The following is a 23,964-nucleotide window of genomic DNA, read 5'->3' on the forward strand; positions in this document are numbered from 1 at the left end:
GGTTTCTTATGCAGTTAGAATCGGTATAGAATGAGAAAAATAAGGAAAGCTTGGTAACGGTATGGACAAGTTTGATCATAAGATTGTGGATCTGCTCAGGCACAACGCTCGGCTGTCGGTGACTGAAATTGCGGATAAAGTAAACCTTTCTCGTTCTGCGGTAACGGCCCGTATTCGTAAGCTAGAGCATGACAAAGTGATTCTAGGGTATCACGCTGAAATTGCACCTTCGGGTGGGGATTCGATTTGCGCCTATTTTGCCTTAAAGTTCGATAAATCAACCTCTACGTATTATTGCGAATCATACGCGGACGAGTTATACAAAATTGATGGCGTAAAATGGTGTCATGCGATCAGCGGTGAGACGGACATGATGGTTTTTGTCGAAGTGCCTACGATGGCTCGCTTGAACGAAATCAGAGATCAAATTCAACGATATCCAGAGCTTCGAAACCTGATGACTCATACCGTCTTAGCTGAATTCTTTAACACGACTGGGAACCTGTTTGTGAAGTGACCATGAATGGATGCCATGTTGAAAACCCTTCTGAGCGAATATGTTAAACAACATTAATTTGAATCTACTTAGATCCTTGCATGTACTTTTAGAGGAGTGTCATGTCAGCCGGACCGCAGACCGTTTGCACATTACGCAGTCTGCCGTCAGTCGACAGCTTGCACAATTGCGCGATCTGTGTGGTGACCCACTGCTTATTCGTCAAGGTAATCAACTGATACCAACGCCACGAGCAATAGCGTTAAAATCAAAGCTTGATGCATTACTGGCTGAGTTTGACCATTTACTCGATGACCAACCTTTTGAGCCGCGGCAGTGGCAAGGTGAGCTTGTTATTGCTTCTAGTGACTACGTGGCGCAATACGTATTGCCCGATATTGCCTCTCACTTGGGTGAACAAGCGCCACAGTTAGATATGGCGTACCGACTGTGGCAACCCAACTTTCTTGATAAACTTCATGAGACGGGCATCCATATCGCGTCTTCTATGTATCCAGAAAAACCACAGAGTGTGTCGAGCGTTAAAATTGGTGAGGATTCATCAGTTTGTTTGATGAAATCTTCTCATCCGTTAGCAAAGCAGGACCAGATCAGTATTGAAGACTTGATTTCATATTCACACATCAAAGTGACTGGCGGCGGAGACAAAGATTCCTACACTGATTTAGCATTGAAAGAGCTAGGGCACACCCGCCACGTTACCTTTAAGGTTCCATTCTTCTCTGCTGCGATCAATCGCTTAGTTGCAAGTGAGCACCTGATGGTGGCTCCTGAACATATTGCCGTTAACCTCGCTAAGCATTGGGACTTAACCCATAAAGCATTACCACTCGAAACACCTATTCATCAATATTGGTTAATGTGGCACCCCAAATACGACACGGATCCTGCGCATAAATGGGTGCGAGAAGAGATTCGCTCAGTAATGCAAATCTCTGAATATTCCATTCGCTAATACGTACACCGTTTAGCCATGACTTGAAGTCATGATTAGTATGAATAACTTTGATTTCTAATTATACCTCTTCCGTTGATAGAGTGAGCGTCAAAGAGGGGAGATTCTTATGACACTAACAGTTTGGTTATCACTTTTTACCGTGTGTTTATTAGGGGCTATGTCACCAGGTCCCAGTTTAGCTATTGTCGCTAAGCACTCGTTGGCTGGTGGACGTATCAATGGATTAGCTACGGCTTGGGCTCATGCGTTTGGCATTGGTATATATGCGTTTATTACCTTGATTGGGCTCGCTGTTGTTTTGCAGCAAAGCCCGATGCTGTTCAAGACGATTAGCCTTGTGGGTGCGGCATATCTTGCGTATTTAGGGTTTAATGCTTTGCGTTCAAAAGGTGGTGTGGCTGCGAAGTTGGAGTCAGGTGAGGAAACAACGGTAATCCAGTCTGCGCGAGAAGGCTTTTTTATCTCGATTTTAAGTCCCAAAATTGCTTTGTTTTTTATCGCATTATTCAGTCAGTTTGTCGCGCTCGGTAATGATTTGAGTAATCAGATGATCATTGTTGCCACGCCGTTTGTTGTGGATGGGCTTTGGTACACCTTTATTACCCTAGTGCTATCGAGCTCTAAAGTCGTTGACAGAATTCGCTCTAAGGCAGTGTTGATTGATCGTTTGTCAGGAGTAGTACTCATGCTGCTGGCTCTTAGAGTGGTCGTAACGGTATAGACAAGCTCGCAAGACAGAAATACTAAAAGCAGCCCGTGTGGCTGCTTTTTTGTCTACTCTCAGTAACCCTTACACAATTTACGTAATTCTGACGCTAAATGTTGCTAAAATTAATATTATCAATAGTGTTACTTTGGTTCATATTCTCATTTGCTGTGAAAGCTACTTTCCAACGCATTGTTATAATGAGAACGATAGCCACTTAACGTTAATACTAACAGTGTCGCATATTAAGTCGAGAGTGCTTTATTGGATAAAAACGGACTTTCCTCTTACTTACCCTATGAAAGGGGTAGAGACTTCATGACCGTTTAGAAGGTGAGAGCAATATGCAAAGAATAGTAGATTTAGCTCCAGTAGTAATTTTGACCAGTGTTTGCAGCGTTGCCTGGATATTCTTTTCAACAAAGAGCATTTGGGTGTTTTTTGAACTGTTTGTATTTACGATGCTTGGCTTTGGCCTTTTGTACGGGTTACTACAAAAGGCTGATCCTAAACACTTTGACTTTGTTTTAAATCACATCGATGAAATTAAGAAGGAAGGCAAAGATGCTTGCCTAAGCGGCGCTCCGAAAGAATCCAACCCATACTCTGGTGTCGATGGTGATTTATGGGAGGCTGGTTACACAGCCTCCTACAACAAAAAGATAAAGCAATAAACCGCTAGGTGCTTATTCAATATTGTGCTTTTCAAAAAAGCACCCTGCCATTTTAAGGACAGGGTGAAAGCAAGAAGTTTCTCAGGAGCGGTCGGGGGAGAGAAACTCATCTAAATCTTATTTACTTACCGGCGAACCTCTTCAAATTCACCTTCAATCGCATCTGCTTTACCTGTATTAAACTCATACTCTTCGTGCATTTCTCTCTGCATTTTCTTGACGCGCTTTTCAATACGTTTACCGGTAATTAATGCTGCGATGGTCAACGGAATCGCAATGATCAAGCTAAATACTAACGTAAAAAAGCCGGTAATCAGTGCTAGTGCAGTTACAATAATCCGATTCATAATCATGACCTCTCTGTAATTTATGTGCTCAGATTAATGCTGTGAACATGAACAAAACATGAATGCTGACGTTCAGTTTGTCCGGAGAGTGTCAAATGAATGAAACGAAAAAACGCCTGAGGGTGATCAGGCGTATAAACGGGGAAAAATATTAGTAATGCGCATGGCGCTTATTATTTAGAACAAATATGAGATATTGTCCGCTACGCTGTGTGGTTAACGTTGTGGAGCAATGTTCACCTATCGAGGGAATGTTTGGTAACGAACACCCATCATTTGTTCCATACAGTGCACAACTTGGCAGCTGTAACCGAATTCGTTGTCGTACCAGATGTAAAGTACACAACGCTTGTCTTGTGCGATAGTCGCTTGACCATCTACGACGCCTGCATGACGAGAACCAACTAAGTCAGTTGATACAATTTCTGTTGAATCGGTGTAGTCAATCTGTGCCGAAAGCTCAGAGTTCAACGCCATTTCACGCAAGTAATCGTTCAGTGAATCACGGTCTACGTCTTCACCTAAGTTTAGATTAGCGACTGCCATAGAAACGTTTGGTGTCGGTACGCGAATCGCGTTGCCTGTTAGCTTGCCTGCAAGCTCTGGCAATGCTTTAGCAACTGCTTTTGCCGCACCTGTTGAAGTCAGAACCATGTTTAGCGAAGCACTACGTCCGCGACGGTCACCAGAGTGGAAGTTGTCAATCAAATTTTGGTCGTTTGTGTATGAGTGCACGGTTTCAATATGGCCAGAAAGAACACCATATTTATCGTTCAGAGCCTTAAGGACTGGCGTGATTGCATTTGTTGTACAGCTTGCCGCAGAGATGATGGTGTCATCTTCTTTAATTACCGACTCATTTACACCGAATACAACGTTTTTGATGTCACCTTTACCTGGTGCTGTTAGCAGTACTTTCTCTGCGCCTTGACACGCTAAGTGTTGGCTCAGGCCTTCAGAATCACGCCAAACACCTGTGTTATCAACAACTAGCGCGTTATTGATACCGAAAGCTGAGTAATCCACTTCGCTTGGGTTATTTGCGTAGATGATTTGGATGTAGTTGCCGTTAACGATCAGTGCTTTACGCTCTTCATCGATAACAATACTACCGTTGAACTGACCGTGAACTGAGTCACGACGCAGCAAGCTAGCACGCTTCTCCAAATCGCCTTTTTTACCGCCACGAACCACAATCGCACGTAGTCTTAGTGGGTAACCTGGACCACTTTTCTCAATGAGAAGGCGAGTAAGTAGTCGACCAATGCGACCGAACCCGTAAAGAACCACATCACGCGCTTTCAATGAAGAATCTGCGTCGCGAGCACCATCAAGTGCAGTGATAAGGAAATCGTTTAGAGAGCTTGTATCGTCATGTTCATTCCAGTACATAGTTGCCAATTGGCCAACATCGACACGGCATGAAGAAATGCTCATTTCACAAAGCGCTTGAATAATAGGCATCGTGTGCTCAAGCGAAAGTGGGTTACCGGTATAACGTCTTGCAACGCGATGAGTTTTGAGAATGTCTATAGTAGTAGCATTAATAAGCGTTTTACCAAACAGAACCACTTCGATTCCTTTTTGACGATATAGCTTACCAATTAGAGGGGAAATAGATTCAGCAATCGTTTGGCTAGTTTGCCAGTCTTGGAGATATTTCTCTGGACTCATTGTTGTATTAGACCTTTCACGTTTTGGGGGCTAACCATACTCTCTGCTGTTGCCTCTTCGGCAGCGTGCAAGAGTGTGGTGGGTTATGTAATCGGGTTGTAATAGTTATGTGTGCGGATTCTAAGGTCGGAGTCCTTATTCTGCTAGGAAAATTAAATCCAGTGTAAAACACTACTTAAGGGGACGTTAGTGGTGGATTAATGTGACTAAAGCAGTGGTTTTCACGTATTGACATTTAGAAAGTAACTTACTTTTTTTGCGATGATAACGTTTGCTTTCAAATTAGTTTTGTTGACAAAAATGGATATTTTGCATTTTTGTGTGATTTGACTCGATAAGGCAACTCAATAGGTAAACATACAATAGATGATTTCCTGAAAAGTGATGCGACTCTTAGTTGTGAGTGAAACTTTATTGTTTGCATCCAACTTTAAGATCAAAAAATATGACTTGAATCACAATTGCCACTTCATTAGCCGATGATAAAACACTCACAATAACCATAATCTAAGTAGGTGAATGTTGTTTGAAAGTAACAATGTCGTATATGCCTTTCAATGCAAGAAACTAGTCTAATATTAAATAAACGGATGAAATCAACCATTAGGCTGATGGATGTTGAGATTATCAATAAAAACACGCTTAGCACTCCTCGCACTATTACCCGCTGTGGTAATAGTGGTGTTTGCAGTTCAGCAGTTTTCTGATAATGCGTTGCGCGTGAGCCGTCTCAATCAAACGGTTAGCAATATTCAAGGTTTCCAATTGATATCCAAGGCCTCCCACTTTATTTACTCCATAGAGAAAGTACGCCGACAGCCTGATCTTCAAGTCTCTGCAGCCATTAATATTGAAGAACAAGGTGAAGTTATTTCTTCTTTGCATCAAAAGTTTGTGAGTAACCCTAATACTGCTGAGTATGCTGATGAACTGAAAGAAGCCATGCTGGGGGTATTGTCAGGTAGATTGAGTGAGATGGACGACCTGGGTGATTGGGCATTTCAACAGCTCCAAAATATGTCGCGCTCTTTGTTGCAAAATCATCAATGGTATGGCAGTGACGATGGCATTCGCATGCAAAATTTTATTGCCTACCTTGCTCAGCTCTCTTTTTGGACACAGAAAGAAGCTTGGCTGACGAACCGTTTAGTCCAAGACCCTGAGAGTCGGCTAAGTCAAAGTATGTTTTATCAGGCGATTGACCGACAGCAGCAAAATTTGGATGCGTTTTTAAACTTAGGTGGGTCATACGAGCAAGTGGATAAATTGCTTGGCTTGTTTACTTCGCCGAGATATCAGAGAAACTTAGCGTCTCGCGGACAATTAATGTCAGGAGACATGTCACAAAGTGACTACGCCGCGTATTTAAAAGAACTCGATTTTCGTGTGCAGCGCTTACAAGTGCTCATTGATGGGTTCACCAAACAAACTGAGCAGTCGCTTCTCACGCAGGTTCATGAACAAAAGGCCAATATAGCGATGATCAGTTTTGGCGTCGCCTTAGTGGTTATCCTGCTTTGTTGGCTCGGATTTAGTACTTGGTTCCGAGTTAACAGCAAACTCGATGCGATCATTCATACTTTAAACGCGTTGATCAACTCCGAAGAGAAGCAAACAAAAGTCAAAGTTGATGGAAGTGATGAACTGACCATTTTTGCTCAGCAAGTGAATCGAGTGGTTGAAGAAATGCAGAGACAAACTGAAGAAATACTGCATGCAAAAGAGTCAGCAGTATCGGCTAATCGTGCAAAATCTGTGTTTCTTGCCAACATGTCACATGAAATACGCACGCCCCTTAACGGGATCATGGGCATGACAGAAATACTCTCTCAAAGTGAGTTGTCTTCGCATCAACAAGAAGTTGTTGATGACATTGACTCCTCATCTCAAACACTGCTTACTTTACTTAACGATATATTGGATCTCTCTAAAATCGAGTCTGGACGATTGGAGCTGTCACTAGTAGAAGCGGATATCCGAGAAGTCGTGTATCAGTCGGTGATTTTATTCCAATCCAAAGCAACATCTAAACAGCTAAAGTTAGGTATTAATTTAGCTGAAAATATCCCCATTCGCGTGATGGTCGATGATCATCGTGTCAAACAGGTAGTTACGAATCTGGTATCGAATGCGGTTAAGTTTACCGAAAGTGGGCATGTATGCGTTGATGTTAGTTATGAGGAATTACTTGAGAAAGAACGTGGAGTGCTGACGTTTAAAGTAGAAGATACCGGAATAGGCATTGATCAAGATAAGTTAACCACGATTTTTGAACCCTTTACTCAGGAAGATGAAGGAGTGTCGAGGCAATTTGGCGGTACAGGGTTGGGTTTGGCAATTTGTTGTCAGCTTGTGTCGATGATGGGGGGCAAGCTCGTAGCAACATCTACAAAAGGAGTGGGCACATGCTTTGAATTCTCGATTGAGGTTGAAGCAATTCCGGTGTTTGGCTGGCGTTCGGAGGTGATTAATAAAGGGCTTTTGATCTGCTCAAATTACGACTACGCCGACCAAGTATTAAAAGAGTGTCGCTTAGCGAAAATCAATCTCTTTGGTGTTGATAATGTGAATGAAGTGCAAGCGATAAATGATGACTTTGATGTCATATTTCTGTGCCACAGTGACGACGCTAATACCGATGAAATCTTGGATAATCTATCATTTAATTACGATCTTCGCCGTGTGATTATTTGCCAGCATCATTTATCCACTCCCTACGAAAATGCAGAAAAAGTACATGCCGTACTCACATTACCTTTCCTTGGCAATCGATTTAAGCATGTCATTGATGATTTAGCTAAGGTTGAAAAGACTATATCAAGTGACAATGTCACCAATAATGTTGTCAGCTCTGAATATCGAGCGTCGCGCTCTCATCGGAGGATCTTAATTGCGGAGGATAATTTGATGAACCAGAAAATAGCGAGTTTTTTTCTGGATAAAGCAGGTTATGACTATTTGATAACAAGCAACGGTCAAGAAGCGTTAGAAGCCATCACAAAGGGAGAAGAATTCGATGCAATTTTAATGGACTGCATGATGCCCGTGATGGATGGACTGACCGCGACGAAAGAAATTCGTCGTTGGGAAAAGAAAGCAGGACGTGAAAAAACGATGATTATCGCACTCACTGCGAGTGTTTTGGAAGAAGACATCCACAACTGTTTTGCGGCAGGCATGGATGCTTATTTACCTAAGCCGTATAAATCGAACCAGTTATTTGAGCTCTTTAGTGAATTAAAACTCGCCTAGCTAACATTTCAACTTAGACAAGGCCTCAAAACGATAAAGCCCCACTTCAGGGGCTTAGTTCTGATTATTCATTGTTGTGCGTTGGCTTGAGCGCCTGCGAGTTTGCGTATGGTTTGGCGATAGGTTAGGTATGCGGAAACACCAGCTAACAGGTTGCCGATACAAGCGCCTAAGAGTAAACCTCGGATTCCATCCATTTGAGCGCCAACCCACAAGCACGGTAGGAAAAAGACAAACAAGCGCAGCGCTGAAATAGTGAGCGCGGTGTAAGATTTGCCTAATGCATTACAAAGAGAAACCATTAGCATACAAACCCCTAATGAACCCAAACTGATCGGCACTATCAGTAAATGCATTTCCAAGACTTGCTCCACTTGCACATCACTTGTCATCAATAATGCGAGTGGATTTGCGACGGCAAATGTAATGGCAGCAATCAAAAGTTGGAAACCTAGAATGAATTTTACGGCAATACTGACGAGCCTTTGGATATCTTCATAGTTCTTTGCTCCAAGTAAGCGTCCAACCATTGGAGGCATAGACATTGTCAGCGCCAAGACCGAAACGATAGCAAAGAACTCATAGCGTGAACCAAGCGCCCAAGCGGCGACTGCTGCGGTTCCAAAGCTTGCCAATAATTTTGTTGCTAGCATGGAAGACAACGGTGGCAGCAGTTGGCTAATCATCGCAGGGCCCATAATGTTACCGATAGATGCAACACTTTTGGCTACGTTAAGATCTTGCCATTGTGTCGTTGCCCAGTGATTCTTTTTCACGCGAGGAGCGACGACTAAAATACCAAACCCAAAAGCGACGATGGTTGCTATTGCCGCTCCGTTAATACCCAAGTCAAACGTGAAAATAAATAGCGGGTCGAGCACAAGGTTCACGCCGCTGGTTATCATCATCATTGTGCCAGGTAACATTGTATTGCCATTAGCTCGGCAGATACTGTAATAAAAATACAAAACCGCACCAGTCCATGAGCTTAATAACCACCAAGGCCAGTAACTGTCGATTATCGGCATAACAGATTCTGGAGCGCTTAATAGAGCTAAAATGGGGTAGCGCAAAAGCCAAATTAGCCCGCCAAAAATAGCGACACCAATTGAGCCGATCATCAATACTAATCCGCCAAGTTGTTTGGCATACCGACTTTCATTCGCCCCAAGAGCTTTAGAAATGACCGCTGTCGTTGCGATCCCTAGACCGACTTGAATGCCGATAATGACCATTTGCAAAGGCAGAGTGAAACCTTGAGCGGCTAACGGTAAAACGCCGAGCTGACCGATAAACGCGCTATCCACAAGCTGAAAGCTCATTAAAGACAGAACGCCAAAAAGCATTGGCCAGGTCATCGTAAATAATTGTTTTGCAAGCGTTGGTTGTGTACTTGTCGTAGTTGAAGACATAGAAAGCTGAATGCGTTAGGAATAAGAGTTAGATTGATTGTACACGGCGGTTAGTTTAGAGACAAAAATAAACCCCGAGGAAGATATTCTTGCTCGGGGTTCGAAAATCTAGCTTACGCGTTTATTTTTTGCCGCTAGTTTGCTTGTCTTCTTCAGTCAGCTCACGAATGCGACGGCTGATGTCACGACGTGCTTTAGAGATCTCAGCGCTTTTAATGATGTGGTCATCAACACGATCTTCATAGTCTGCTTTCATATTTTTGATGATTGCGACGATTTCATCGTGAGTCATTTCTGGTTTGATGTAGTCTAGAAGGTTTTCTAGAAGATCAACACGTTTACGGTTATCACGAACTTTCTTCTCGTTATCAAGAAGCTCACGTTTTAGTTTGTTTTTACGACGAGCTTGGTTAACGATTTCAAATACGCTACTCATAGTTCTCTTTCCTAATTTTATGAATATCTTCCTCGATTAAAGCACAACATCCAGTGGCATAACAGTCTTTAGATCAATAGCAATGCAGAGTTGAACATTTCTCAACCAATTGCGCTGTGTCCATATAATCGTGCTGCTTTCTTCGAGTTTTGGCCAACATCGTAGAATCCATCGATTAATTGTCATAACGTGGCCTTCACTATATTATCAACACCATTGAATGCAAAATGATGAACTTGATATGGACTCTGGTAACACTGCGGAGCAAGTAAATAGTCAAGATAATGAGCAAGTCACTCGCTCTGTGGCTGAAAAGTTAAAAACGGCGTATATCAACGCCCGTGAGCAACTCGAAATCATCGAAGTTGAGCTTAATCGTTCAAAAATAATGATGGTCGACCAAGATGGCAATTTGACGAGAGTGCCGATTCTCTCGGAGCATTGATACCTGACCCTATTCGTAAGGGGTGTCAGGTCTTACGCTATGCTTTAGCCTGACACCAACACCTGAACCGCTAACGCTTCTTGCACTGCTGTGTGAATTTATGGAGTATGATTTCGAAGCGATTTAGGTACAAAGTCAAATGCAAAAATAATAAGGAAATGCATTATGAAAGTTGAGCTAACGGCAATTGAAGCACGAGTTATTGGTTGCTTGATCGAAAAAGAAGTCACTACCCCAGATCTTTACCCCCTCAGCCTAAACGCATTAACCAACGCGTGTAATCAAAAAAGCAACCGTGATCCCGTGATGTCACTCTCTGAGTCAGACGTTCTCGATGCCGTTGATGCTCTTATTGAGCGCAGGCTCGTCAGTGACGAAAGTGCGTTCAACAGCCGCGTCAGCAAGTATCAACACCGTTTCTGTAATACGGAATTTGGTGATTTAAAGCTGACAGAGCAGGAGAAAGGCATTGTATGCTGTATGCTTTTGCGCGGTGCTCAAACACCTGGGGAAATTCGTACTCGTACTAATCGTCTCGCGACATTTCATGATGTAAAAGAAGTGGAAACGGTCCTTGAGCATTTAGCAAGCGAAGAGAAAGGACCATTAGTGGTCAAATTACCACGTGAGGCTGGTAAGCGGGAGTCGCGTTATATGCATTTGTTCTGTGGTGATGTTGATGCGTCCGAACTTGCAGCGCCTGTGTCTGCTGCAAGATCGAGCTCCGATCGAGTAAGTCAGCTAGAGCTCGAAGTCGCTCAGCTGAAAGAAGAGCTGGATGAATTAAAAGCTAAGGTTGAGTCACTGCTTTCATGATGGAAAATACAACGCAGCGTTGGAGTGTCTACCTGATACGAAATAACCGCAACGCGTTGTATTGTGGTGTTACCAATGATGTTGAACGAAGATTCAATCAGCACCAAACCGGAAAAGGAGCGAAAGCTTTGAAGGGAAAAGGCCCTTTGGTATTGGAATGGTCATCGGATTTTGACTCAAAGACGCTTGCCATGCGAGCAGAGTACTATATTAAGCAACTAACTAAAGCGAAAAAAGAGCTGCTCGTTATGTCAAAAGCAAATATTGTCGTCGACGAACATCAACAAATGATGTTAGAGATAGTGGCACTCTGATAAGCCCTTGCTACGCAAAGATACACGGAAACCGCCTATGTCACATTGGCGGTTTCTTTTTGTTTTTGGAGTACCATGTAGGAATAAACTGACGCATAATGGGCTGGTGTTCTGTTTAAAGGTCCTGAATATGAAAAGCGCGAAATGTCTCTACGTCATCGAGACAAAGGAAGCGACTCAATGTACTTTATTTGCATCCACTCAGACCAAGAACCAATTTACTATTGAAACAGACACTAAGAGGAAGGTAGATTACAAGAGTATAGGATGACTCGGCTAGGTAATGAATAGAGCTGAATTAGGCTCATAAAAAAGCTAAAAGAGCAGTAGATGAAAAAAGCGTTAGTATTCTCCCTGATTTCAATGGCCGCTTTTACGCCGAATGTGCAGGCCACCCAAGTTCTTAATGGGTATTGGGCATATCAAGAATTTTTAGACCAGTTTCCACAACAGAAGCAGCTAACTAGTGCGTTGGCTGAAGTGGTAAGAGAAACCCCTGTACCCGTAGCAAAAGACAAAAAGCGTCCACTGAAAATTTCTGTTGTTTATCCAGGGCAGCAGATCTCTGATTATTGGATTCGAAACATCGATGCGTTTGAAAAACGCCTAGATAAGCTTGATATCGACTATCAACTAAATCAAGTGTTTACTCGTCCTAATGCAGATATAAAGCAGCAAAGTTTGTCTTTAATGGAGGCGCTGAAAAGCAACTCCGATTACTTGATCTTTACTCTAGATACCACAAGACATCGTAAGTTTGTTGAGCATGTCTTAGATTCAAAGAAAACCAAGTTAATTTTACAAAATATCACCACACCTGTTAGGGATTGGGAACATCATCAGCCGTTTCTTTATGTTGGTTTCGACCACGCAGAAGGAAGTCGTGAATTGGCCGTTGAGTTTGGCAAGCGTTTCCCTAAACATAGCCACTATAGTGTTCTCTATTTCTCGGAGGGCTACATTAGTGACATCAGAGGCAACACTTTTATCAACCAAGTGAACCGCGATAACCAGTTTGAACTACAATCTGCTTACTACACCAAAGCAACAAAGCAATCTGGGTATGAAGCTGCAAAAGCCAGTTTGGAGAAGTATCCGGACGTTGATTTCATTTACGCGTGTTCTACCGATGTAGCATTAGGTGCTGTTGACGCTCTTAAAGAGTTAGGTCGTGACGATGTAATGATCAATGGTTGGGGCGGCGGTTCAGCAGAGTTAGAGGCGCTTTCTAAAGGGGAGTTAGACGTTACTGTTATGCGTATGAACGATGATACAGGTATTGCAATGGCTGAGGCCATTAAGTGGGATTTAGAAGGAAAGCCAGTTCCCACCGTTTACTCTGGTGATTTTGAAGTCGTTACCAAATCGGACTCTCCAGAAAGAATTGAAGCATTAAGAAAACGTGCATTTAGATACTCAGATAATTGATGACAACTACATCAAAAACAAGAAAGCGTCGCTCACTGTCGACGCTTATTACCAAAATAATTATTCTCGTACTTGCTCCGATCATTCTAGGCATCTTTGTTCAGAGTTATTACTTCTCGAAGCAGATTATTTGGCAGGAAGTCGACCGAACCAAGCAGCAGACCTCAGCCCTGATCCTGAACATTTTTGATAGCCATTTTGCAGCGATTCAGATTCATCACAACAGCAATTCGAAAAGTGATGTTGTATTGGATTTTTATACAGAACGTGATGAAGAGGCACTCAATTACTTTTTCATGAGTATTGACCAGAGTGATCCTTCCCATACACCAGAGTTTCGTTTCCTAACCGATCATCAAGGTATTATTTGGGACGATGGCAACGCGCATTTCTATGGCATCAACAATCTGATACTTAGCCGACTTGCCAGTCAGGTGACCTTTAGCAACAACTGGTATTATCTACCCTCACAGACCCCGATGGGAACTCGCCATCTGTTACTTCGTCGCGTACCCGTTTTACAACCTAAAACCGGTGAAGTGATGGGGTACTCTTACAATGTTGTTGTTTTAGATAATAACTTTGGGTTGATGGAAAGGCTAAAAAATGAAGGCAACGTCGACAATGTTGTGTTGGTCGCTAACAACACACCATTGGCAAGCTCATTAGTAGGAGATGAGGCTTATCAAATATTTGACGTACTCAAACGACGAGAGTCCCAGCACAAGCTTGACCAATTATTGATCATCAAAACCCCTATTGAGGTAAATGCCGCCGAGACTGACTTGTGCTTGCTTACTGTGCAAGACAATCAGAGCGTGGTGACATTGCAAATCCAACACCTGCTAGCAATGCTAGCCTCAGTTATCGGTATGGTCATGATTGCGCTGATGACTAAAGAATGGATCGAGAATCGAGTAGTTGAAGAGTTAGGATCTCTGATGGCATATACCCGCTCGGCTCGTGAAGAAAAAGGATTTGAGCGTTTTGAGGGGTCAGATATTGAGGAATTCGATCATATTGGTTCGACACTAGAAAACACTTTTGAAGAGCTTGAAGCACAAAAGCGCTCTTTCCGAGACCTGTTTAACTTTGCGTTATCACCTATTATGGTGTGGTCTGAATCGGGTGTACTTGTCCAAATCAATCCGGCAGCACGCAAAGAGTTAGTCATGGAAAACGATATTGAAACCATGCACCCAGTGTTCAAAGGTTTCAAAGAAAAGTTGATGCCACACCTTCGCATGGCGGCTCAGGGAGCTACGTTGACAGGCGTTAATGTGCCAATTGGAGACAAAGTATATCGCTGGAACTTATCGCCGATTCGAGTTGATGGAGATATTAGCGGTATTATTGTTCAAGGTCAGGATATAACCACGCTTATTGAGGCGGAAAAACAGAGTAACTTGGCGCGCAAAGAAGCAGAAAAATCTGCTCAAGCCCGTGCCGACTTTCTGGCTAAAATGAGCCATGAGATCCGAACGCCAATCAATGGAATTTTAGGGGTTGCTCAATTGCTAAAAGACTCTGTGGAAACAGAAGAGCAGAATAACCAAATTGACGTACTTCGACATAGTGGTGAGCACTTACTTGCTGTTTTGAATGATATTTTGGACTTTTCGAAGATTGAGCAGGGTAAGTTTAATATCCAAAAGCACCCGTTTTCTTTCACTGATACAATTCGAACGTTAGAAAACATTTATCGTCCTATTTGTGAAAGTAAAGGTGTCAACCTTGTCATTGAAAACAAAATAGATCCCAATGTTGAAATCTTTACTGACCAAGTTCGTCTGAACCAAATTTTATTCAACCTAGTCAGTAACTCAGTAAAGTTTACGCCCTCGGGTAGCGTGCGCTTGCATGCTGAACTTGAGCAGTTCTATGGCGCTGACAATAGCGTGCTGGTCGTGGAAATTACGGATACAGGTATCGGCATCGAGTCTGACAAACTCGACCAAATGTTCGAACCTTTTGTTCAAGAAGAAGCAACAACGACTCGAGAATACGGTGGCAGTGGCTTAGGGCTGACCATTGTGAAGAGCCTTGTCGACATGCTGGAAGGTGATGTTCAAGTCCGCAGTCAGAAAGGCTTAGGAACGACTTTTGTCATTACAATGCCAGTGAAAGATCGTGAGCGAGTACTCACCCCTCTTGATTCGAGTTTGCGAGTTAAGCCAGGTGAACTATTTGCAGAGAGTCTCAAAGTGTTGTTGGTAGAGGATAACCATACTAACGCATTCATTCTAAAAGCGTTTTGTAACAAGTACAAAATGCAGGTTGATTGGGCGAAAGATGGGTTAGAAGCAATGGAATTCTTAAAAGATCATACTTACGATTTGATACTGATGGACAACCAACTTCCGCATCTTGGTGGAATTGAAACGACCAAAGAGATCCGACAAAAGCTAAAACTAGGCACGCCAATTTATGCGTGTACTGCTGACACCGCGAAAGAAACCAGTGACGCCTTTATGGAATCGGGTGCGAATTACGTGCTTCTCAAGCCGATTAAAGAAAATGCGCTCCATGAAGCATTTGTGGATTTTAAACAGCGGTTCTTAGTTGAGCGAACATAAGGAATTGGCTCACTACGGGATAACCCAATTATTCATTATCTGAAAAGCACAACACCATGACTGTGGGTTGTGCTTTTTTGTATCTGCCCCTTTTACTCTTATACAAATCAGACTTTATTGGTCTCGACGTTTGTTGTGTACATCGCTGCATTTCAAATTCAAACATAGTGTTGTATTACTTAGATTCCCCCCTTCACTGACACACCTAGCGTGATTTCAATCACAAAAAGATATTTACTTAGCGTGCTAACTATTTTATATTACTTAGCACGCTAAGTAATTGAGTAGATCTTATGATTCAAGACATCAACAGTTTGCGAGACCTTTCTCTGGCTGAAAAGTTATCTCGTGTTGCTCGTTTGTGGAAAATGGTTGCAGATCGCGAGTTAGAGCCTTTAAACCTAACGTATCCGCGTTGGACTGCGTTATGGAAGCTTTATCGAATGGGTGACAACATCAGTCAGAAGCATTTGGCTGAAGCGCTTGAGATCGAGTTAGCGTCGTTGATGCGAACATTAAAATTATTAGAAGAGCAATCTCTGATCACTCGCCATTGCTGTGAACATGATAAGCGAGCACGCATTGTTAGCCTCACAGTAGAGGGGAAAACCCTACTAAAGCAAATGGAGGCTCGAATTCTTCAAGTTCGAAGCAAGCTCCTAACGGACATCAACGACCAGGAACTTCAGCAGCTTTCATTGATTCTTGATCAGATTGCTCACAATGCGCTTGATTCACTTAGCGAATAAGTCAGAAAACCGAATAAAAAGAGAAGTAAACGCCTATGACTCCAGATCAAAAATTCGCACGTTGGATCAAATATTCTTGCGTCGCGTTTGTCCTTGTCTTTGCCTATTTTCTAGTTGCAGATCTCGCCATGCCGTTGACGCCTCAGGCAATGGCAACGCGTGTGGTAACTAAAGTGGCCCCCCGTGTGAGTGGGCAGATTACACATCTTTATGTTGCCAACAACCAAGAAATAAGCCAAGGCGATCTACTATTTCAGATTGATCCCCAGCCTTATCAGCTCGCCGTAGAAAAGGCTCAACTTAACCTCGAGCGTGTGATTCAAAACAACGAACAACTTGATGCTTCTATTGCTGCGGCAAAAGCAGACGTTGAAGCGAGCAAAATCGTGGCGGAACAAAAAGTTCGCGAAGCAAAACGTCTTAATACTCTGTTTCACCGTAATGGTACTTCGCAACAGCAGCGCGATGACGCACAGAGCAGTGCAACGGCAGCGAAAGCGAACTTACTGGCCGCACGTGCTCGTTTAAAAGAGTTGGAAGTAAACCGCGGTGATTTAGGCGCGACGAATGTGAATATCCGCGTAGCGCAAAACCAGCTAAAACAAGCGGAACTTAATCTGTCTTACACTCAAGTCTCGGCGGAACATGATGGCGTTGTCGCTAACTTGCAGCTGGAGACGGGGGCCTATGCGGCAGCTGGTACACCTCTTGTCGCTTTAGTCTCCGATGACGTGGATATCATTGCCGACTTTCGTGAAAAGAGTTTACGACACTTTAATCAGAACAGCCGTGCGTTAGTGGCTTTTGATAGCTTGCCTGGTGATGTATTTGAAGCTCGTATTACGAGTGTGGATGCCGGGGTCAGCTCGGGTCAATTCGATGCGGATGGTCGCTTAGCAACACCAACTGACTCAAACCGTTGGGTGAGAGACGCGCAGCGCTTACGTTTACATTTAGCTATCGATGAACCTCAGCAGCGCGCATTTCCAGCAGGGGCACGAGCAACCGTGCAGTTGTTGCCAGAAAACGCATTATCTGGCTGGTTAGCGAGGTGCCAGATCCAATTCTTGAGTCTTCTTCATTATATTTATTAACGAGGAGGCGATATGAAGTTATGGGACCACCCCATGTCGGAAAACGACTTCCGTCAGTGTTTGCGCATTGCAACTGGTGCGACCATTGGTTTCACTTTATGTAAAGTATTTGGTTGGAACTATGGCGTATTCTTTACTGTAACCCCGATGCTGTTACTTGGAATGGTGCCAGTCATGAGTCTACATGCCGCACGACAACTGATTTTTTCAGCGGTTGTGTGTGGATTAGAAGTTGGTGTTCTTGGTGGGTTATTTGGTGGGCACCCTGGCATGATGACAATCATTGCATTCGGGTTGTTTCTGTATAAATTCGCCTGTATGTCAAAAGGGAGCTTATTCTTATTTGGAGCGAACAGCGTACTGAGCTTAAGCATCATGCTGCATTTTGCGAGTTATCCAACCACTGACTTAAATGACCTAATATTTAGCAATCTGCAAGCGAATGTTATTTCAGTGATCGTTGCTTATGTGGTGACATTTTTGATTCCCGATGCGGAACCTCGTCAGCCACCAGCGAAACCGTCGCAGCCTAAACAGAGTCATCGCATGCGTCATGAAGCCCTTATGGGGGCGAGTATCGCTACAATGTCTTTCCTTGTATTCCAGCTATTTGACCTCAGTGACTCTATGTCTGCTCAGGCGACAACCTTGCTTTTATTGTTTCCTATGCATTGGAACGGTGCTTTAGGGTATGCGCGAAAAAGAGCAATGGGGACCTTGATGGGGGTGACCTTTGGTATCGTCGGACAACTTGTATTATACGATTGGTCGGATACCTTATTGTTTATCGTCCCATTGCTTTGGATTGGGGCTATGATGTTCAGCTATATGCACGTGAAAGAGTCTAGCGGTTCGGGAGCCGGATTTGGTGGCTTAACCACATTAGGCATTTTGTTCGGCCAATATCTTACTCCGGATGGTGACTTAATGTTCAGTGCGCTGTATCGCGTGAGCAGTATTTTGTTTGCTATTGTTGCGACGCTGCTTGTGACCTATACGGTTCACAGAATACTCAACAGCTTTGAGGCGACGCGCTTTAGCGAGCAGTAAGTTCAGACGTTACTGGTTAGAAAGGATTGCTCCAGTAACTCTGTTTTTAGTTCGTGAGTCATCGCAATGGGACTGGCAAACTTAATTCCAACTACCCATCCCTTCACCAATTTCTTAATGTTGGCAATGACACATCGATTTTCTTCTCCGATATAGTGGCTTAACGGGCATTCGATGGTAACACTCTCACCCACGTTGAATTCGGGCTCAATCAAGGTTGATATACCAACACCTGCTAGAGAAAAATCGATAAGGCTACCGTCGTAGACATTCCCTGCATGAATAACGTTACAGTCCATTTGCAACTTGTAACGCTCATGTTCCCGAACTGGTTTGGTTGCAAATGTTCCTGGAATGCGGATAAACAAAAGGGGGGATGGTCGAACGGTCGTCGTCAGCACGCTGGACTTAAACGCAATGACATGGCCTAACTCCGTATCTGATACTCCACGCACGATGACATCGGCGTTGGGGAGTTTCCTCATCACTTGCTCTTCAAGCAAACGCATTGGTATATCAAGAATCAAATAAGCATTTTCTTTCATCCCAAGATAGGTGGTGGAATACGTATATTGATCCTTAGGCCCAAATTCGAAATTAGTAGAAAGTTTCATTCCCGGTTTGAGAAACCTATGCAGTTCATCTTTAGTATGAGTGGCTGGCATCACATTGGCGTTTTAATTTTTAGTTAAGCTGAGGCTATCAAAACGCCATTTTGTTATTCAAGATAGTAAGGCATAAGTTTTTGTAAAATCATCGCTATCTGTGAAGTGGTGGGCGATAAGTTTGGTTCATTCCATCTTTCATAAAGATTTGGCTTGCCACAATACTGCCGCATGTGACCAACATCAGCGCTAACCAAGTGAGAGAATCTGGTTGTTCACCAAAAATTGGAACGGCAAGAAGTGTCGCGACGACTGGAGTTAATGAACCAAAAGCTGCGCTGGCTTCGGCACCGATGATCCTAATTGCATAAATGAAAGTGAAAGAAGCGATTAAACCTGCGCCAACACCTTGTAGCATCGCGTGGCCAAATAACTCCTCCCATGGCCACTGGCTGAACGGTGTTACCACCAAATAACTGTCTACCCACCCGAAACCAACGGCGATGATGAGCAGAGCCAAAGACGCGATTGCAACGAATCCTGCACAGACGTGTGCATTAAGATTGGCGACACGAGCGCTGATGGTGAAAGCAGCCCACATGATGCTGCCAGTTAGAAACAGGATATGCCCTTGTAATTGAGACCAGTTGTACTCTGCGCCGCTATTAGAAAGAAGGAATACGAAAATCCCTAACAACACCGTAGAAAGCCCGATTAAGCGGTGAGCACTCAGCGACTGTTGATAACAAAGTACCGCGATAGCAGAAACAAACAATGGCAAAGTGCCAGGTACTAATGCACTGCCGTGCGCCACGGGAGCGAAATGCATAGCCGTTCCGACGACCAGAAGATAGGGAAGGCCGCTTCCAACCACAACACCAACCAGGTAGCGTTTAGGCACCACGCGCAGCGACTGTTTATGCTTAATCACAAATGGTAATAAAATTATACTTGGGATTAGAAAGCGAACTAACGCGATATCGGCTGGCTGCAAGGCAGAAATTGCGCCCCCTTTTAAAGAAATAAAGAAACCAGACCAAAGCAGTAAGGTCGTTAATATAGCTGCGTATCCCAAGATCATTATCGACATGTCCATTTGTAAATGATGTGTTAATTGTTGAATAAAACTCTTGCCAAAGGGAGGCAAAGTTTGACGTAATTAGGCTTGATGTTGGTGATAAATTGCGTATAAATGTTAATTATTAGTGATTAAAGGCACGGAAGGATGAATGGATAAAATTGACAGGCAACTTATCAACCTAATGCAGAAGGATGCCACTCTGACAACTGCAGAACTTGCTGACCAAGTAGGGCTATCGGCATCACCTTGTGCAAGGCGCATTAAGCGTTTGGAGCAGGAAGGTGTAATTAGTGGTTATCGAGCTATTGTGTCCAGAGACACTGTAGGCATCGCGATGACTGTATTTGTTGAAGTGAGTTTAAATAACCACCAAGCTTCTTCGATTGATGAGTTTGAACATGCCGTTGTTGAGATGGATGAAGTGATCTCATGCCATGTCGTATCAGGGGCCTATGATTACCTGTTAGAGGTGGTCAGTAAAGATCTCGCTGGTTATGAAACATTTACTAGAAAGTTACAGCGATTAGAAAATGTGAAAGATATTCATACCCACCTGGCGATTAGACAAGTGAAAGGAAATGGCAGTTTGCCGATTTATGCATAAGAAAGATGAAATTTTTCGATAGACTTAAGATTGCCCACTATCATCGAAAGCGATATAGACAGTTTGGTAAAGACAGAGCCCGAACTCTGGGATGGGCAGATAAGTATAGTCAGATCAGCCGTTTTGAGGCGTTGTGCCGAGGGTTAACGTTAGACGGTTCAAGTATTTTAGATATTGGGTGCGGCTACGGAGACTTGTTAGCGTTTATCGAACTTACGGGGGGGCTTCCTCAAAGCTATATTGGCATTGATCAGCAAAAACAGTTTATCTCTGAAGCCAGAAAACGAGATTTTCGTACGCAAAGTAAGTTTATATGTGGCGACTTTTCAACGTTGGTATTGCCTCGTTGCGACTTTGTTTTTGCTTCCGGATCATTGAACTATCAATCCACCAACCCAAATCATACCATTGAAATGATTGATAAAATGTACCGAGCGACAGAGAAAGGTTGTGTGTTTAACTTGTTGGATGAATCCAAACTACCCAGCATGAAAATGTTAGCGTCGCACAATAAAGAAGGTGTCTTTCGCTATTGTCGGTTGCTGTGTCCGAATACACGATTGATTGAGGGGTACTCCGAGCACGACTTTACGATTGCCATGATCAAAAAAGCGGAGTCCGTTTCCTGACTCCGCCTTATAAATTCTTAAGCCTTATTGGTTTTTGTATTGTGAGATTTCACAGTTACCTGTGTATCTATCAACCTTGAATGAGAAAGCGGCTGAATGGTATTCCCTCCCATCACTCCATATTGTTTCTCCGAAGATTTTACAAAGATCCAAATCACTGATTGAACCGAACTCTTTTACGTGCCTAACTACTGACAAAAACTTGGCTTTGGTAGCATTAGGACATTCCCTGTTACTTAATCGATTGATAACCATGTTTGTAGCATCATCTCCAGCCAAATGTGACTTTTTATTAAATTTTATTAATGGCTAAACTAACCAAAAAATGTCCATAAGTAAAGCATTAATGTGACGTATGTCTCTATAAATTGATTGTCTTGGTCATGGTTTAGTCAAGTTTGTCAAAGGGAACAATCCCATTATTTACATTTGATATTATTCACGACTAAGGAAAGATAAAAAGCACGAATAACGTCCAATATTGGAGTGAAAAACCAACATCGTCTATTCAAAACTGGCTCTGTTTTTACTTCGAAACATCTTGAGCGTATTGAAGTGCTCGAGCTTCTTTATCATAGACTTGTGACAGAGTTTGATATTGTGAAGAGAGGCGCTTGTAATCTTCAGCAAGTTCCAAAGCGTTGGTGTTATACCATTCCGCAGTTATTTGATTGGCTGTTTTGTTTGACTCGCGGCACTTTTGGGCCAGGATCTCCCACCCATTAGCTGACCATTGGGATTGTGTGCTCAATTTAAGCAGCTGATTCGCTTTAGTTGTGAGCTCTTCTTTGTATTGAATCGATGCTTTTAATTGCGCTTTGAACACATTTTGGTTCGACTTGGCACGCCAAAGTAGCACGAGTTCATGCAGTGAAAAGGTTTCGGACAATAACTGACGCTGTTTATGTTCGGTCAAAAGTGTATTGAATACCTCAACATGCTGATTGTAATTGGACTCTAAACGATTGAATTGGGTAAGATTGTCATTCCACGACGATGGGTTACATTGAATATTGGCGTGCCCCATTATCGGGAACAGAAGAAATAGTAGTATCCAATTGAGTCTGTTGATCATTATTGCTCGCGTTAGTTGACCTGCTCTTTTGAGTATATACCCAAATTTCTACGACATGCGTGCTGCTGGTGGGATAAGAATAAAGAATGAAAAGGAAAAGGGCATGAAGAAAATTCTCGTCGCATTGATTGTCATGCTGTTGCTCGGCGGAGCGGGGGCTGGATACTATTTCTTCTTTATGCAGAAAGATGAACCTGAAGCACCAAAGGCTACACAAGTCGAGCAATCGTCACTGCAAAAAGAAACATCCAAACCGATTCTGGATTTAGAAGCCGTTCCCCCGGAAGTTACCGAGTACTACGTTATTGAGCGTCGTGTCAATGTTTACAACAAGCCTAACCCTAATGCTTTAGTTGTCGATACGCTCTATAAGGGAGAAAAAGTATCGGTGTTAGAAAAAGTAGATGGGTGGTACCGAATCTCCGGCTATCTTGTCTATGAAGAGGGTGGAGAAGAAAAAGCCGAATGGTTGAATGCTGAAGGGTTATCTGATGCAGAGCCAGTTATTAAAGAGCAAGAGCGCTTAGAGATATTGGATGAATACCTACAGAAGTCGGATGATTTAAAAGTTCACTTGGATATTTTCCGTAAGAAAACACAGCAATTGTTAGACGATGAAACCTGTGATCCGAGTGATTTTGAGGAGCTCGGAGGCTGGGTTCGTTCTGTGACGTTCAAAAAGCGCAACGTTTACTTCATCTATTGTGGCGGTTTGGAGCAAGAGAACAAGATCTACTTAGATGTTGATAAGGGCGATATTTTTTATCGATAACTCACCACCAATTACACTAGTTTTCTAAAGACGTTTTGATAAATGCAATAACGATGCAAACCTGAAATCAGAGATTTATAACTTTTTAGTTGTGAACCATAATCAATAGGAATACTATCAACGAGTCAAGTGACCTAACTTGGCTCTTTGTGTTTTTAGTGAGTTCCTATGCCTTGGATTTACCTTAGAAAATTGATTTTACTGCTATTTGCAATGGTATTGCTACCAGTGCATGTATCTGCTGCGCAAATCGACCACAAGGCTCACGTACCGCACTTTTCTAAGCTACAACCTTTTGTAGCCGCAAGTGTATCGCCAAACTCTTCCGTCGATTTTTCTGAAGTTTCAGAAGAAAGCTCTCAATCTCCAGTATCTGAAGGCCATGCAAGTCTCGATTCCGTTGCTTTGTTTAACTCTCAGCGCTGGACGTCTTACTTACGGGAAGGGCTTGATGACGAGCACGTAGATTTTGTCGGCGATCTCACTACTCCGTTTTACGCTGATGCGGGTTACGCATACAGCTTGATGGACATTAACTGGCGTCACAACCAGTCCACATTTTATCATTTCACAAGCGATCATCGCATTTCTGGTTGGAAAGAGACCAATGCCATGTACGTCGCACTCAATAGTCAGTTTTCTGCCTAAACACCATCTATTTGCACCATTGTGCACTCTTAACACGACGATTGTATTCGACAGGACGTGAGCGTTCTGAGCATTTCATACCCTGAATTTATTCTGGGCGCA

The 23,964-nt window shown here is 43.1% G+C and carries 24 protein-coding genes; 17 read left to right on the top strand and 7 right to left on the bottom strand.

The genetic code is table 11. The annotated features are described in order from the left end of the window. Positions 1–61: 61 nt before the first annotated feature. The 4 genes from R7F07_RS04125 (at position 62) to R7F07_RS04140 (ending at position 2,855) form a co-directional block, all read left to right on the top strand. Positions 62–517 carry an Lrp/AsnC family transcriptional regulator gene (locus R7F07_RS04125; protein ID WP_005373615.1) on the top strand — a complete coding sequence of 152 codons (456 nt, stop codon included), beginning with the start codon at positions 62–64 and terminating at the stop codon, positions 515–517. Positions 518–557: 40 nt separating this feature from the next. Then, a complete protein-coding gene (locus tag R7F07_RS04130) occupies positions 558–1,472 on the top strand; it encodes a LysR family transcriptional regulator (protein WP_017819875.1) in 915 nt (304 codons plus the stop codon). Positions 1,473–1,581: 109 nt separating this feature from the next. Beyond that, positions 1,582–2,196: a LysE family translocator gene (locus tag R7F07_RS04135; protein ID WP_005373611.1), complete on the top strand. Its 615-nt coding sequence runs from the start codon at positions 1,582–1,584 to the stop codon at positions 2,194–2,196. Positions 2,197–2,525: 329 nt separating this feature from the next. Continuing rightward, positions 2,526–2,855 carry a hypothetical protein gene (locus R7F07_RS04140; protein ID WP_005373609.1) on the top strand — a complete coding sequence of 110 codons (330 nt, stop codon included), beginning with the start codon at positions 2,526–2,528 and terminating at the stop codon, positions 2,853–2,855. 125 nt (positions 2,856–2,980) lie between these two features. Here the strand turns inward: R7F07_RS04140 and R7F07_RS04145 are convergent, their stop codons facing one another. Continuing rightward, positions 2,981–3,202 (bottom strand): hypothetical protein, encoded by a 222-nt coding sequence (locus R7F07_RS04145; protein ID WP_005373607.1) that lies wholly within the window; start codon positions 3,200–3,202, stop codon positions 2,981–2,983. A 240-nt stretch (positions 3,203–3,442) separates the two neighbouring features. Next, complete coding sequence (locus R7F07_RS04150; protein ID WP_005373606.1) at positions 3,443–4,876, bottom strand: glyceraldehyde-3-phosphate dehydrogenase; 1,434 nt, start codon at positions 4,874–4,876, stop codon at positions 3,443–3,445. Positions 4,877–5,491: 615 nt separating this feature from the next. Here R7F07_RS04150 and R7F07_RS04155 point away from each other — a divergent pair. Continuing rightward, on the top strand, positions 5,492–8,128 hold the full coding sequence (locus R7F07_RS04155) for an ATP-binding protein (protein WP_171342614.1): 2,637 nt from the start codon (positions 5,492–5,494) through the stop codon (positions 8,126–8,128). Between the two features lie 68 nt (positions 8,129–8,196). On the opposite strand, the gene R7F07_RS04160 is transcribed toward R7F07_RS04155, so the two are convergent. Together R7F07_RS04160 and R7F07_RS04165 are read right to left on the bottom strand one after the other, a co-directional pair. After that, a complete protein-coding gene (locus R7F07_RS04160) occupies positions 8,197–9,540 on the bottom strand; it encodes an MATE family efflux transporter (protein ID WP_025767935.1) in 1,344 nt (447 codons plus the stop codon). 121 nt (positions 9,541–9,661) lie between these two features. Continuing rightward, positions 9,662–9,976, bottom strand: a complete 315-nt coding sequence (locus R7F07_RS04165; RefSeq protein ID WP_005373603.1) for a DUF496 family protein — start codon at positions 9,974–9,976, stop codon at positions 9,662–9,664. Between the two features lie 241 nt (positions 9,977–10,217). On the opposite strand from R7F07_RS04165, the gene R7F07_RS04170 reads away from it, so the two are divergent. From R7F07_RS04170 to R7F07_RS04205, 8 genes are all read left to right on the top strand, one after another. Then, entirely contained in the window at positions 10,218–10,421 is a 204-nt protein-coding gene (locus R7F07_RS04170) for a hypothetical protein (RefSeq protein ID WP_031777159.1), read from the top strand. Positions 10,422–10,586: 165 nt separating this feature from the next. Further along, positions 10,587–11,237 carry a YceH family protein gene (locus R7F07_RS04175; protein ID WP_053349266.1) on the top strand — a complete coding sequence of 217 codons (651 nt, stop codon included), beginning with the start codon at positions 10,587–10,589 and terminating at the stop codon, positions 11,235–11,237. Beyond that, positions 11,234–11,551, top strand: coding sequence for a GIY-YIG nuclease family protein (locus tag R7F07_RS04180; RefSeq protein ID WP_005373593.1), 318 nt, complete (start codon positions 11,234–11,236; stop codon positions 11,549–11,551). Before R7F07_RS04175 ends, R7F07_RS04180 begins: the two co-directional genes overlap by 4 nt. Positions 11,552–11,881: 330 nt before the next feature. After that, a complete protein-coding gene (locus R7F07_RS04185) occupies positions 11,882–12,979 on the top strand; it encodes an autoinducer 2-binding periplasmic protein LuxP (protein ID WP_104980502.1) in 1,098 nt (365 codons plus the stop codon). After that, positions 12,979–15,555: a quorum-sensing autoinducer 2 sensor kinase/phosphatase LuxQ gene (gene luxQ, locus R7F07_RS04190; protein ID WP_169644399.1), complete on the top strand. Its 2,577-nt coding sequence runs from the start codon at positions 12,979–12,981 to the stop codon at positions 15,553–15,555. The genes R7F07_RS04185 and luxQ overlap by 1 nt, the downstream gene beginning before the upstream one ends. Before the next feature lie 293 nt (positions 15,556–15,848). After that, on the top strand, positions 15,849–16,304 hold the full coding sequence (slyA, locus tag R7F07_RS04195) for a transcriptional regulator SlyA (protein WP_005385638.1): 456 nt from the start codon (positions 15,849–15,851) through the stop codon (positions 16,302–16,304). Between the two features lie 35 nt (positions 16,305–16,339). Next, positions 16,340–17,398, top strand: a complete 1,059-nt coding sequence (locus R7F07_RS04200) for an HlyD family secretion protein (RefSeq protein WP_005373588.1) — start codon at positions 16,340–16,342, stop codon at positions 17,396–17,398. Positions 17,399–17,410: 12 nt separating this feature from the next. Continuing rightward, on the top strand, positions 17,411–18,448 hold the full coding sequence (locus R7F07_RS04205) for a DUF2955 domain-containing protein (RefSeq protein WP_017635179.1): 1,038 nt from the start codon (positions 17,411–17,413) through the stop codon (positions 18,446–18,448). 2 nt (positions 18,449–18,450) lie between these two features. On the opposite strand, the gene R7F07_RS04210 is transcribed toward R7F07_RS04205, so the two are convergent. Together R7F07_RS04210 and R7F07_RS04215 are read right to left on the bottom strand one after the other, a co-directional pair. Continuing rightward, positions 18,451–19,113: a flagellar brake protein gene (locus R7F07_RS04210; RefSeq protein ID WP_064369362.1), complete on the bottom strand. Its 663-nt coding sequence runs from the start codon at positions 19,111–19,113 to the stop codon at positions 18,451–18,453. A 94-nt stretch (positions 19,114–19,207) separates the two neighbouring features. Continuing rightward, entirely contained in the window at positions 19,208–20,134 is a 927-nt protein-coding gene (locus R7F07_RS04215; protein ID WP_025767932.1) for a DMT family transporter, read from the bottom strand. 148 nt (positions 20,135–20,282) lie between these two features. Here R7F07_RS04215 and R7F07_RS04220 point away from each other — a divergent pair, with 148 nt between their 5' ends. Together R7F07_RS04220 and R7F07_RS04225 are read left to right on the top strand one after the other, a co-directional pair. After that, on the top strand, positions 20,283–20,738 hold the full coding sequence (locus tag R7F07_RS04220) for an Lrp/AsnC family transcriptional regulator (protein WP_005373581.1): 456 nt from the start codon (positions 20,283–20,285) through the stop codon (positions 20,736–20,738). A gap of 5 nt (positions 20,739–20,743) precedes the next feature. Then, positions 20,744–21,367 carry a class I SAM-dependent methyltransferase gene (locus R7F07_RS04225; RefSeq protein ID WP_005373579.1) on the top strand — a complete coding sequence of 208 codons (624 nt, stop codon included), beginning with the start codon at positions 20,744–20,746 and terminating at the stop codon, positions 21,365–21,367. Positions 21,368–21,893: 526 nt separating this feature from the next. On the opposite strand, the gene R7F07_RS04235 is transcribed toward R7F07_RS04225, so the two are convergent. Further along, positions 21,894–22,442 (bottom strand): hypothetical protein, encoded by a 549-nt coding sequence (locus R7F07_RS04235; RefSeq protein ID WP_025767930.1) that lies wholly within the window; start codon positions 22,440–22,442, stop codon positions 21,894–21,896. A gap of 103 nt (positions 22,443–22,545) precedes the next feature. Between R7F07_RS04235 and R7F07_RS04240 the strand changes: the two genes are divergently transcribed. Further along, on the top strand, positions 22,546–23,214 hold the full coding sequence (locus R7F07_RS04240) for an SH3 domain-containing protein (RefSeq protein WP_005385650.1): 669 nt from the start codon (positions 22,546–22,548) through the stop codon (positions 23,212–23,214). 168 nt (positions 23,215–23,382) lie between these two features. Then, complete coding sequence (locus tag R7F07_RS04245) at positions 23,383–23,862, top strand: hypothetical protein (protein WP_005477272.1); 480 nt, start codon at positions 23,383–23,385, stop codon at positions 23,860–23,862. Positions 23,863–23,964 lie beyond the last annotated feature (102 nt).

The sequence above is a fragment of the Vibrio sp. YT-16 genome (assembly GCF_033337405.1).
GTDB classification, from domain to species: domain Bacteria; phylum Pseudomonadota; class Gammaproteobacteria; order Enterobacterales; family Vibrionaceae; genus Vibrio; species Vibrio alginolyticus.